We start from the raw sequence: 11,658 nt of genomic DNA on the forward strand, positions 1-11,658 counted from the left end.
AGCCGCTGGGAGGCGCTCAGTCCTTCTCGGAGTCCTCAGACTCGTTGCGTTCCTCGAGATCTGCGAGGAGGTTCTTCAGCTCCCCGCGGATGAAGTCACGAGTCGCGACCTCGCCGATGCCCAGGCGCAGACTCGCGACTTCGCGGGCCAAGAACTCCATATCGGCGCTGGCTTGTGCGGTCGCCTCGCGTTCCTGCTCTTGCGTGACGCGGTCGCGGGCTTCCTGCCGGTTCTGCGCCAGCAGGATCAACGGTGCGGCATAGGACGCCTGCAACGACAGGATCAGCGTCAAGAAGATGAACGGGTACTCGTCCCAGCGCGGACGATCAGGTCCTTGAGGAACGTTCCAGATGATCCAGATCGCGATGAAGACCGTCATCCAGGCGATGAACTTGGCGGTGCCGAGGAATCGGGCCGCCGACTCGGCGAAACGTCCGAAGCGTTCGGGGTCGACCTCGCCGCGGCGGGGCCGGAAGCCGCGCCGGACTTCCTTGGGCTGGTCGAGTCGTGCGCGTTCAGCCACGTTCGACCACCTCAGCGTTGTCGGGATCACTCTCTCGCCAGCCTTCGGGCAGCAGATGGTCGAGAACGTCGTCGATGGTCACCGCCCCGAGCAGATGCGAATTCTCGTCGACGACCGGCAGCGCCACCATGTTGTAGGCGGCCAGCAGATTGGCGACGTGTTCGAGCGACGCCCCGGGGCGGGGCCAGTCGATTCCGTTGTCGACGATCGCGCCTACGAGTGTCGACGGCGGCTCACGCAGCAGCGCCTGGAAGTGCACGACGCCGAGGAACTTTCCGGTCGGCGTCTCCAAGGGGGAGCGGCACACATAGGCCATCGAGGCGAGTGCCGGGATGAGATCGGGATTGCGGATGCGCGCGAGCGCCTCGGCGATCGTGGCGTCGGCGGGTAGCACGACCGGTTCGGTCGTCATCATGCCGCCGGCAGTGCGCTCCTCGTACGACAGCAGGCGGCGCACGTCGTCGGCGTCCTCCGGCTCCATCTGTGCCAGGAGCTGTTCGGCGGTCGCGACGGGCAGCTCACCGAGGAGATCGGCCGCGTCGTCGGGATCCATCTCGGTCAGGACGTCGACCGCGCGGCCCGGATCGAGCACGCCGAGGATCTCGACCTGGAATTTCTCGGGCAGTTCCTCAAGGACGTCGGCAAGGCGCTCGTCGTCGAGTTCTGTGACGACTTCGACGCGCCGTTTCGGCGTCAGATCGCGTAGGGCGTTCGCGAGATCGGCGGCCCGCATCTCGTCCATCATCGCGAGCAGGTGGGTCGCGCCCTGGCCCGTCTCATCGCTCGTGACTCCGCTGACCTCGTCCCACTCGAAGACGTGCTGGGGCCCGCGACGTCCGAAGCGCTTGCCGGCCTCCTGCACCGCCAGATCGCTGATGTACCAGTCGCGACGGGGGTCTTGCACCATCGCCAGGTCGTAGATCGTGCCCAGGCTCCCGTCGGGGAGGGTCACGGTGCGGTCGAGGAGTTCGTGGATCGCGAGGGTCTCGGTGCGACGCTGTTCGAACTTGCGCACATTGAGCACGCCGGTCGTGATGATCTGACCAGAATCCAGTGAGGTCACCCGGGTGATGGGCAGGAACACACGACGACGCCCGAGGACCTCGACGACGATCCCGAGGACTCGCGGTCGCTGTTTGGCCGATCGGACCGCGACCACGACATCGCGCAGTTTCCCGACCTGATCGCCGGCGGGGTCGAAGACTGCCTGCCCGACGATGCGGGACAAGAAGATACGACCGGCCGTTGCGCTCACGGGTAAACCCTACCTGCGCGTCGGCCGGGGGCGCCGGAGCGGCTTGGCGTGCGGTCCATGACATCCAGGCCTACGTTAAGAACTGCGTCACACATCCTGGGGGAACCATGTCGCTCACACTTCTGGATCGTCGGCACACCGTCGCCAAGCCCGGCTTCAACCGCTGGCTCATCCCGACGGCCGCGCTCGCAGTGCACCTGTGCATCGGGCAGGTGTACGCCACCAGCGTCTACAAGGCGTCGCTCGTCGCGCACTTCGACTCCAGCCTGACCAAGATCGGCGTGATCTTCTCGATCGCGATCGTCATGCTCGGGCTGTCCGCGGCGGTGTTCGGCACGTGGGTCGACACCGGGGGACCCCGCCGGGCGATGTTCGCCGCCGCGCTGTTCTGGTCAGGCGGATTCATGATCGGCTCGCTGGGCATCGCGACCGATCAGCTGTGGCTCGTCTATCTGGGCTACGGCTTCATAGGCGGCATCGGTCTGGGCATCGGGTACATCTCGCCGGTCTCGACGCTGATCAAATGGTTCCCCGATCGTCCCGGACTCGCGACCGGCATGGCGATCATGGGCTTCGGCGGCGGCGCGATGATCGCGAGCCCGCTGTCGTCCAAGCTGCTGGGCCTGTTCGACGACTCGTACGACACCGCGACCGGCGTGGCCTCGGGGTCGGCGGTCGCGAAGCTGTTCGTGACGCTCGGTCTGATCTACCTGGTGCTGATGATGTTCGGGGCCTGGCTCATCCGGGTACCGGCGGAGGGCTGGAAGCCGCAGGGGTTCGACCCGTCGACGGTCAAGGCCAAGGCTTTGGTGACGACCGACAACGTCTCGGCCAATAACGCGATCAAGACACCGCAGTTCTGGCTGCTGTGGGTCGTCTTGTTCTGTAATGTCACTGCAGGCATCGGCATCCTGGAGCAGGCCGCACCGATGATCCAGGACTTCTTCCGTGACGGATCGACGTCGTCGGTCACCGCCGCAGCGGCGGGCGGCTTCGTCGGTTTGCTGTCGCTGTTCAATCTGGCCGGCCGGTTCATCTGGTCGTCGACCTCGGACGTCGTGGGCCGCAAGAACATCTACGTGGTCTACCTGGGCGTCGGGCTCGTCCTCTACGCATTGCTGGCCACCCAGGGCTCGAGCAGCACGACGCTGTTCGCCCTGCTCGCCGGCGTGATCCTCAGCTTCTACGGCGGCGGATTCGCGACGGCTCCGGCCTATCTGCGCGATCTGTTCGGGACCTTCCAGGTGGGCGCGATCCACGGCCGGTTACTGACGGCGTGGGCGGCTGCCGGAGTGGCGGGCCCATTGATCGTGAACGGCATCCTCGACACGCAAGGAGAGCCGGGTCAGCTCAACGCAGGTGACTACCGCCCGGCGTTGCTGACGATGGTCGCGATCCTGGCCGTCGGGTTCTGCGCCAATCTGTTGATCAGGCCGGTGGCCTCCCGGTTCCACGAACCGGCCACGCAGGATCGTCGTGAAGACCCCGAGGCAGCCGCCGTCGCAGCCGAGCACGACGTCCCGGTGTCGTCGGCCGGACCGCTGATCGTCATCGCCTGGATCGTCGTGGCGGTGCCGTTGGTCTACGGCATCTACGAGACGGTCGCCAAGGCCGCAGACTTGTTCTGAGGCTTCAGCTCAGGTGCTTGGGCTGGCGGTTGGACTTGTGTCCGTCGTCGGCGCCCACACCGTCCTGACCGTCGGACGGCACAGTCTGCCGGCGGCCGGTGCCGGCCGGCACGAGCCGGACGATCACGGACTTGGATGTCGGCTGGTTGCTGCCCGACGCGGTCGAGTCCAACGGCACCAGGGGGTTGGTCTCCGGGTAGTAGGCGGCCGCGGATCCTCGGGGTGTGTCGTACTCCACGATGCGGAAGCGTTCGGCCACGCGGACGACATCGTCGTCGGCCCAGTGCGCCACGATGTCGACCAGGTCGCGGTCTGCGAACCCCTGGTCGCGGATGTCGTCGGGGTGCAGGAAGATCACCCGGCGGCCGTTCTCGATACCGCGGTAGCGGTCGCTCAGGCCGTAGATCACGGTGTTGAACTGATCGTGGCTGCGCAGGGTCTGCAGCACTAGATGGCCTTCGGCGACCTGCAGCACCTCCAACGGCGACGGCACGAACTCGGCCTTGCCCGACGCGGTTTCGAACGTGCGGGAGTCGCGCGGCGGATGCGGCAGCACGAAGCCCCCAGGACGGTCGACGTTGTGGGTGTACTCCTCGCAGCCGGGCACGACGTGCGAGATGTGCCGGCGGATGAGGTCGTAGTCGTCGGCCATCGCCGCCCAGTCGATGCCGTGCCGGTCGCCGATCGTCGCCTGGGCGATGCCGGCGATGATCGCGATCTCGGAGCGCACGTGGTTGCTGACCGGATCGACGACCCCGCGCGATGCGTGCACCGCGGACATCGAGTCCTCGACCGAGATGAACTGCTCCTCGCCGGTCGACGACAGATTGCGCTCGGTGCGTCCCATCGTGGGCAGGATGAGAGCAGTCTCGCCGCAGTCGAGGTGTGACCGGTTGAGCTTGGTCGAGACCTGAACGGTCATGCCGGCTCGGCGCAGGGCCGCAGCGGTGACCTCGGTGTCGGGAGCGGCCTTGACGAAGTTGCCGCCGAGCCCCATGAAGAAGGTGACCTTGCCGTCGCGCATGCCGCGGATCGTGTCGACGGTGTCGAGGCCGTGCTCGCGAGGCGGGTCGAAGCCGAACTCGTCCTGAAGAGCGTCCAGGAAGTGCTGGGGCGCCCTCTCCCAAATGCCCATCGTGCGATCGCCCTGCACGTTGGAGTGCCCGCGTACCGGGCAGAGTCCGGCGCCGCGCTTGCCGATGTCGCCACGTGCCAGTGCCAGGTTGCAGACCTCGCGGATCGTGGCGACCGAGTTGCGGTGCTGCGTCAGACCCATGGCCCAGCAGTAGATCGTCGCGTCGGAGGCCCGGATCAGCTCCGCGGCCTCGGTGATCTGCGCTCGGCTCAGACCGGTGACTTCCTCGATCTGCTGCCAGTCGGCGGCCAGGACGTGCGCGCTCCACTCGTCGAATCCCTGTGAGTGCTTGCGGATGAACTCGTGGTCGAGGGCATCCCACTCGACCAGCAGGCGGCCGATGCCCTGGAACAGCGCGAGATCGCCGTTGAGGCGCACCGGCAGGTGGAGATCGGCGATGTCGGTGCCCTTGCCGACGACCCCGCGGGGCACCTGCGGATTGCGGAAGTTGGTGAGCCCGGCCTCGCGCAGCGGATTGATCGCGATGATCTTGGCGCCGCGACGCTTGGCGATCTCGAGTGCCGACAGCATTCGGGGATGGTTGGTACCAGGGTTCTGCCCGGCGATCACGATGCACTCGGCGTCGTAGATGTCGCGCAGACTCACGCTGCCCTTGCCGATGCCGATCGACTCCGTCAGAGCCGTGCCGCTCGACTCGTGACACATGTTGGAGCAGTCCGGCAGGTTGTTGGTGCCGTAGGCGCGGACGAACAGCTGGTACAGGAACGCAGCCTCGTTGGACGCTCGTCCGCTGGTGTAGAACGTGGCCTGGTCGGGATCGATCGAGGAGAGGTGTTCGGCGATCAGCGCATAGGCGGCGTCCCACTCGATGGGCTCGTAGTGCGTCCCGCCGGGACGCTTGACGACCGGGTGAGTGATGCGGCCCTGCTCGTTGAGCCAGTAGTCGTCGCGGGCTCGCAGCTCGTCGAGACTGTGGTTGGCGAAGAACTGCGGCGTCACCCGGTCGCTCGTGGCCTCGTCGGCGACGGCCTTCGCACCGTTCTCGCAGAACTCGGCCGTGTGACGGTTCTCCGGATCCGGATCGGGCCACGCGCAACTCATGCAGTCGAAGCCGTCGGCCTGGTTGAGCTTGAGCAGCGTCTTGGCGGTGGTCTTCACGCCCATGCGCGACAGCGAGCGCTTCATCGCGACGGCCACTCCGGTCACCCCGGCGGCGGCGTCTTTTTGGTCGTGGACCTCGAGATCGTTCTCATCGATGCTGTGTTTCGTCATGTTCGCCTCCGGTCCCATTGTCACGCCGACACGTGACGCCCGCACCTTCTCCGACGGCTAGTGAGTGAGGCGTGGAGCGGTGTGTCCGATGCCGGTGGGCAGCTCGCCGGAGACCGTGGCGACGCCGGTCGGCACGAGGCGGATGACGACTGACTCGTGGGCCCAGCGCTCGATCGCGTTGGCGCTGTCGTGCAGGTTGAGGCGGCCGGTTTTGAGAGCTGTGGTGACGGCCTCCCAATGAGGAGAATCCGGCGCCACGACCTCGACGTGCGCGGGCGCCTCGGCTACCAGTGCGCGCGTTGACTTGCTGCGCAGGAGCAGTGTCACGGTCTGCTGATCGGCGATTCCGGGCAGTTGCTGTTCGGTTCCGCCGGTGACGAGGCACACCGCATCGCCGACCCACTCGTGCCAGATCGCGTGGGTGCCACCGCCGTACGAGACCCAGACGAGTCCTGACTTCTTGGCCAGGTCGGCGATGAGATTCGAGACGGTCACCTGATCAGCGTACGGCCGCGACGCGTTCTGTCTCAGGCATGCTGACCTGCGTCGCTTGCGGAACGGGCAGCTCGCGTTCGGCCAGATCGCGGACGAATGCGCCGATCTCGTCGATCGCGAGCCGTGCCTCGGGGACCCAGGATGCGGCTGCCTGGAACACGTGGACCTGCTTCTCCCAGACCTGGAGATCACACGGCACGCCGGCCGCCACGAGCCGATTGGCCATCAGCTCGGCATCGGCCATCAGCACCTCTCGCGACCCGACGTGGATCAAAGTCGGCGGCATATCGGCCAGGGACATGTTGACCGGATCGATGCGCTGACCTGCGACGCCGCGGCGCTCTTCCATGCGTTCGACCACATGGGTCAGCCTTTCGACGGCGCGAGCCGGGAACGTCTGGCAGCGATTGGCATTGCGATGTACCTGCTTGCCGGAAGGACTGAAGTCGAGCAGTGGCGAGATCGCCACGACGCCGGCGGGCCGGTCATGACCCTTGTCGATCACGGCCCGGGCGACGCTGAACGCGAGGTAGCCGCCGGCCGAGTCGCCGGCGATCGTGATGTTCTCGGCCCGGTAGCCCTGCTCGAGCAGCCACGCGAAAGCGTCGACTCCGTCGGAGATCGATTCGGCGATCGTCGCGAGCGGCATTTGCCGGTAGCCGACGCTCAGCACGGGTTGCTGCGCGGCGTAGGAGATGCGCGAGACGAGTCGGCGGTGCGTGTTGATCCCGCACGTCAAGAAGGCGCCGCCATGGAAGTACAAGATCGCATTGTCGTTGCCACCGTGGATATCGCTCACGCCCTTGGCCTGCAGCCATTCACTGCGTGACGTCGCGTGGTCGACCGAGCGCCACATGGTGCCCGGATGGACGGGCAGCAGTTTCGCGGCGTGCTCGACGACGTTGGGAGGGAACAGCTCGAACGGCAGATAGGCCCAGGCGTTGAGGACTGGCCGCACGGTGCGGCGCAGGCCGAATCCGAGGAGCTTGGATTGCACACTGGCTCCGCGGAAGTAGTGAGGCTCGGCGGCGATTGCGAGATGCACCATGTGATTCGTCCTCCCTGGGAACGATCCTTGTGCGACGCCCACAGTTCACGAGAACGTCACATACAGTGACTTGCGTCACAACAGATCGTTAGCCTACTGCGAGCCATCCCCATTTCGTCGGAGGACCTGCCATATGCCGTTCATGCCGCCCACTGACTCGATGTTCCTGCTGGTCGAGTCGCGGGAGCACCCGATGCACGTCGGGGGATTGCAGCTGTTCGTTCCGCCAGAAGATGCCGGGCCCGAGCATGTGCGCGAGATGGTCGAGGCGTTTCGCCACGCAGGCAATATCTCGCCGTTGTTCCGCAAGCGGCCCGCCGATCCTGTCGGCTCGGTCGGCAACACGTGGTGGACGGTCGACGAGACGATCGACTTCGACCATCATGTGAGGCATTCGGCCGTCCCGCAGCCCGGGCGGATTCGTGAATTGCTCCAGCTGACATCGCGCTGGCACGGCTCATTGCTCGACCGTCATCGCCCGTTGTGGGAAGCGCACGTGGTCGAAGGGCTGGCCGACGGACGCGTCGCGGTCTACAGCAAGATCCATCACTCGATGGTCGACGGTGTCTCGGCGCTGCGGCTCATGCAGCGGTCCTTGAGCGAGGATCCCGAGGCGCGGGACTGTCTCCCCCCGTGGGCGTTGACGCCACGCGGCGCGGGCGGATCCAAGCGGGGGATCGATCCCATGGGGCTGCTGCGGACGGGCGCCGGTGCTCTGGGCGATATCGCCGGCCTCGTGCCGGCGTCCTTGCGCATCGGCAACCAGATCGTCCGCGACGGCGACATCACTTTGCCGCGTGCGCCGAAGACGATCCTCAACGGGCCGGTGGGCGGGGCGCGCCGTTTCGCGGCTCAGTCGTGGGAGATCGAGCGCATCCAACGGGTTGCGAAGTCTTCGGCGACGACGCTGAACGATGTTGTGCTCGCGATGGTCTCCGGAGCGTTGCGGGAGTATCTGCTGGAACAGCATGCGCTGCCGGATGATCCGATGACGGCGATGGTCCCGGTGTCGCTGGCGTTGCGGGCCGAGTCTGCGGGAATGGACGACGGTGGAAATGCGGTGGGCGCGATCGTCGTCAACCTGGCAACCGACCGGGAGCAGGGTGCGACCCGGCTCGAAGAGATCGCCTACTCCTCGCGGCAGGCCAAGAAGATCATGGGAGATCTGTCGCCGACCCAGATCCTGGCCTTCTCGGCACTGCAGATGCTGCCGCTCGCGCTGACGCCGATCCCGGGATTCGTCAAGTACACGCATCCGCCGTTCAACGTGATCGTGTCGAATGTGCCGGGTCCTCGCAATCCGATGTACTTCAACGGCGCGAAGCTCGACGGTATGTACCCGGTCTCGATCGTTCTCGACGGGCAGGCGCTCAACATCACGCTGACGAGTCGAGACAAATACCTCGATTTCGGTCTGACCGGATGCCGCCGCTCGGTGCCTCATCTGCAGCGCCTGTTGACTCATCTGGAGTCGTCTCTCGCGGAACTCGAGAAGTCCTGGGGCTGATCGCCTCACCGTCGAGTTGAACATGTTCAGAAATTGGTCTACCGTCTGATTTGAACACGTTCAATTCAGGAGGAACTGTGAGAGATCTCAAGACTGCCGTCATCGCGGGGGCGTCGGGCTATATCGGCGGGTACTTGCGGGCGCACCTGGAATCGTCCGGGGTGCGGGTCCTGACCATCGGGCGCGGATCATCCGCAGATGGGGTGTGGGACGATCCGGCTTCTGTCGAGCGGTTGCTCGATGGGGCCGACCTGCTGGTCAACCTCGCCGGGCGGTCGGTCAGTTGCCGGTACTCCAAGCGCAATGCCGACGAGATCTTCCGGTCCCGCGTCGAGACGACTGCCGCGTTGGGGTCGGCTCTGAGCCGCGTCGAGACGCCGCCCCGTCTATGGGTCAACGCCAGCACCGGCACGATCTATCGCGACGCCCGAGACCGTCCGATGGGCGAGGCGACGGGTGAGATCGGATCCGGCTTCTCGGTCGAGGTCGCGCGTGCCTGGGAGCGGGAGTTGTGGGATGCCCCGACCGATGTGCGCAAGATCGCGCTGCGGATGACGATCGTGCTCGGCGCAGGCGGGGGAGCGGTCAACCCGTTCATCAACCTGGCACGGATCGGCTTCGGCGGTCGGATGGGCGATGGACGGCAACAGTTCAGCTGGGTGCACGTAGAGGATGTCGCACGGGCGATCGTGCACCTCCACGAACACGACGAGATCGCCGGCCCCGTCAACGTCGCCGCTCCTGACGTCGTCACCAATCGTGAGCTGATGAGCCAGGTTCGTCGATCCATGGGTCGACGTCGCGGGATCCCCGAGCCGCGGTGGTTGCTGGAGGCGGGGGCGAGGATCATCCGCACGGAGGCCGAACTGGTGCTCAAGAGCCGGTGGGTCGAGTCTCGGGTGCTGACCGAGTCGGGTTTCGAGTTCGCCTACCCGGCGTTGGCGGATGCGCTCGAACAGATCGCGGAGAACACGAGACGGGGCCTGCTGCCCGTCGCGCTCGGCTGACCAAGACCCCCCCCGGGGCGGTGCGCCAGCGTCCAAGATCAGAGCGGAAGTGGACGCCAGCGCACCGCCCAGGGGTGAGGGGCGGGGGCACGGCAGACTGGCCTGGTGAACTACTTCCTGATCGCGGTCGCCATCATCGGCGTCTCCGCATCGGGCCCGCTGATGGCCGGAGCCGTCGCACCGGCGCTCGCGATCGCATTCTGGCGCAATGCTCTCGGGACGATGGCGGTGCTCCCGTTCGCGGCGGTGCAAGGCAGCGGCGATCTTCGCACGCTCGGGCGAGATGGCTGGCGCACCCTGATCTTCGCGGGCCTGATGCTCGCGGCGCATTTCGCGACCTGGTGCACGGCGCTGAAGATGACGTCGGTCGCGGCGGCCACCGCGATGGTCAGCATGCAGGTCGTGTTCGTCGTGATCGTCGACCGCTTCCGGGGCGAGAGGTCGCCGGTGGCGGTTGTCGCCGGGATCGCGGTGGCCGTCGCGGGTGTCCTCGTCATCACCGGTGTGGACTTCTCGTTGTCGGCCCGGGCGCTCACCGGCGATCTGCTGGCGCTGGTCGGCGGATTGACCGCAGCGCTCTATCTCATCGCAGGCAGCAAAGTCCGCGAACAACTGTCGACCTCGGCCTACACGGCCACCTGTTACGGCATCTGCGCGGCGACCCTGGCGTTGGCCTGCCTCATCGGTCAGGTCGAGATGGTGAGCTTCTCGACCAACACCTGGCTCGCGATCATCGGCGTGACGATCTGCGCCCAACTACTCGGCCACTCGGTCATGAATCACTTGCTGGCCGTCATGAGTCCGGGTCTCATCTCCCTGCTACTGCTGCTGGAAGTGCCCGGTGCAGCGCTGCTCGCCGGGATATTCCTCGACCAGACACCGCCTTGGGGTGTCTACGTCGGGCTCGCCCTGATCCTGACGGGTCTCGTGGTCGTGGTGACCGGGCGACCGACGCCGGAGGCGCACGTCGCCGACTGACGCGTGGTACGCGTCACGTCGAGTTAAGGATCACTAACCGATACAGTCGGTAGGTCATCACCGCAGCAATCTTGAGGAGCCCCGCGATGGGTCGTCTTGTCAGCACTGAAGGTCTCACCGAAGAGCAGGTCGAGATCCTCAAGCTCGTTCGTCAGTTCGTGGAGAAGGAGATCATTCCTGTCGCGACCGATCTGGAGCACAAGGACGAGTACCCCACCGATATCGTGGAGGGTCTCAAGGAGCTGGGCATCTTCGGTCTGATGATCCCTGAGGAGTTCGGCGGTCTGGGCGAGTCGTTGTTGACGTACGCGCTGGTGGTTGAAGAGATCGCCCGTGGCTGGATGTCGGTCAGCGGTGTCATCAACACTCATTTCATTGTGGCGTACATGCTGATGCAGCACGGCACGGATGAGCAGAAGGCCAAGTATTTGCCCAAGATGGCGACCGGTGAGGTCCGTGGGGCGTTCTCGATGAGTGAGCCGTCGTTGGGTTCGGATGTCGCGGCGATCAGCACCAAGGCCACCAAGACAGATGATGGTGGTTATGAGATCACGGGTCAGAAGATGTGGCTGACCAACGGCGGATCGTCGACGCTGGTCGCGGTGTTGGTCAAGACCGACGAGGGCGAAGACAGCGTCTACAAGAACATGACGACGTTCCTGGTCGAGAAGGAGCCTGGTTTCGGTGAGACGGCCCAGGGTGTCACGATCCCGGGCAAGATCGACAAAATGGGTTACAAGGGCATCGACACCACCGAGATGATCTTGGACAAGCATAAGATCTCGGCCGATCAGATTCTCGGGGGTGTGCCCGGCAAGGGTTTCTACCAGATGATGGACGGTGTTGAGG

10 protein-coding genes are annotated in these 11,658 nt (G+C 65.6%); 5 read left to right on the forward strand and 5 right to left on the reverse strand.

Features of this window, described 5'->3' with window-relative positions:
• Positions 1 to 16: 16 nt before the first annotated feature.
• Complete coding sequence (locus tag ACXJKC_RS21265) at positions 17 to 523, reverse strand: DUF1003 domain-containing protein (protein WP_456698757.1); 507 nt, start codon at positions 521 to 523, stop codon at positions 17 to 19.
• Positions 516 to 1,778, reverse strand: coding sequence for a magnesium transporter MgtE N-terminal domain-containing protein (locus ACXJKC_RS21270; protein WP_456698758.1), 1,263 nt, complete (start codon positions 1,776 to 1,778; stop codon positions 516 to 518). Before ACXJKC_RS21270 ends, ACXJKC_RS21265 begins: the two co-directional genes overlap by 8 nt.
• Before the next feature lie 107 nt (positions 1,779 to 1,885).
• Here ACXJKC_RS21270 and ACXJKC_RS21275 point away from each other — a divergent pair, with 107 nt between their 5' ends.
• Complete coding sequence (locus ACXJKC_RS21275; protein WP_456698759.1) at positions 1,886 to 3,406, forward strand: OFA family MFS transporter; 1,521 nt, start codon at positions 1,886 to 1,888, stop codon at positions 3,404 to 3,406.
• Positions 3,407 to 3,410: 4 nt separating this feature from the next.
• On the opposite strand, the gene ACXJKC_RS21280 is transcribed toward ACXJKC_RS21275, so the two are convergent.
• From ACXJKC_RS21280 to ACXJKC_RS21290, 3 genes are read right to left on the reverse strand one after another with little or no spacing between them, the layout of a single operon-like run.
• The gene (locus ACXJKC_RS21280; RefSeq protein WP_456698760.1) at positions 3,411 to 5,774 is read right to left on the reverse strand and encodes an FdhF/YdeP family oxidoreductase; all 2,364 of its coding nucleotides are present in this window, start codon (positions 5,772 to 5,774) and stop codon (positions 3,411 to 3,413) included.
• Positions 5,775 to 5,831: 57 nt separating this feature from the next.
• Positions 5,832 to 6,269, reverse strand: a complete 438-nt coding sequence (locus tag ACXJKC_RS21285) for a hypothetical protein (RefSeq protein WP_456698761.1) — start codon at positions 6,267 to 6,269, stop codon at positions 5,832 to 5,834.
• A 4-nt stretch (positions 6,270 to 6,273) separates the two neighbouring features.
• A complete protein-coding gene (locus tag ACXJKC_RS21290) occupies positions 6,274 to 7,317 on the reverse strand; it encodes an alpha/beta hydrolase (protein ID WP_456698762.1) in 1,044 nt (347 codons plus the stop codon).
• 133 nt (positions 7,318 to 7,450) lie between these two features.
• On the opposite strand from ACXJKC_RS21290, the gene ACXJKC_RS21295 reads away from it, so the two are divergent.
• From ACXJKC_RS21295 to ACXJKC_RS21310, 4 genes are all read left to right on the forward strand, one after another.
• A complete protein-coding gene (locus ACXJKC_RS21295) occupies positions 7,451 to 8,824 on the forward strand; it encodes a WS/DGAT/MGAT family O-acyltransferase (protein ID WP_456698763.1) in 1,374 nt (457 codons plus the stop codon).
• Positions 8,825 to 8,901: 77 nt separating this feature from the next.
• Complete coding sequence (locus ACXJKC_RS21300; protein WP_456698764.1) at positions 8,902 to 9,831, forward strand: TIGR01777 family oxidoreductase; 930 nt, start codon at positions 8,902 to 8,904, stop codon at positions 9,829 to 9,831.
• A 105-nt stretch (positions 9,832 to 9,936) separates the two neighbouring features.
• On the forward strand, positions 9,937 to 10,809 hold the full coding sequence (locus ACXJKC_RS21305; protein ID WP_456698765.1) for a DMT family transporter: 873 nt from the start codon (positions 9,937 to 9,939) through the stop codon (positions 10,807 to 10,809).
• 86 nt (positions 10,810 to 10,895) lie between these two features.
• Positions 10,896 to 11,658: acyl-CoA dehydrogenase family protein (locus ACXJKC_RS21310; RefSeq protein ID WP_456698766.1), on the forward strand; the 763-nt coding region annotated here is incomplete at its 3' end.

The sequence above is a fragment of the Aeromicrobium sp. P5_D10 genome (genome assembly GCF_054049535.1).

Coding starts and splice junctions, on each gene's coding strand:
- ACXJKC_RS21275 (WP_456698759.1), top strand. CDS start 1,886: ATGTCGCTCACACTTCTGGATCGTCGGCACACCGTCGCCAAGCCCGGC.
- ACXJKC_RS21280 (WP_456698760.1), bottom strand. CDS start 5,774: ATGACGAAACACAGCATCGATGAGAACGATCTCGAGGTCCACGACCAA.
- ACXJKC_RS21290 (WP_456698762.1), bottom strand. CDS start 7,317: ATGGTGCATCTCGCAATCGCCGCCGAGCCTCACTACTTCCGCGGAGCC.
- ACXJKC_RS21295 (WP_456698763.1), top strand. CDS start 7,451: ATGCCGTTCATGCCGCCCACTGACTCGATGTTCCTGCTGGTCGAGTCG.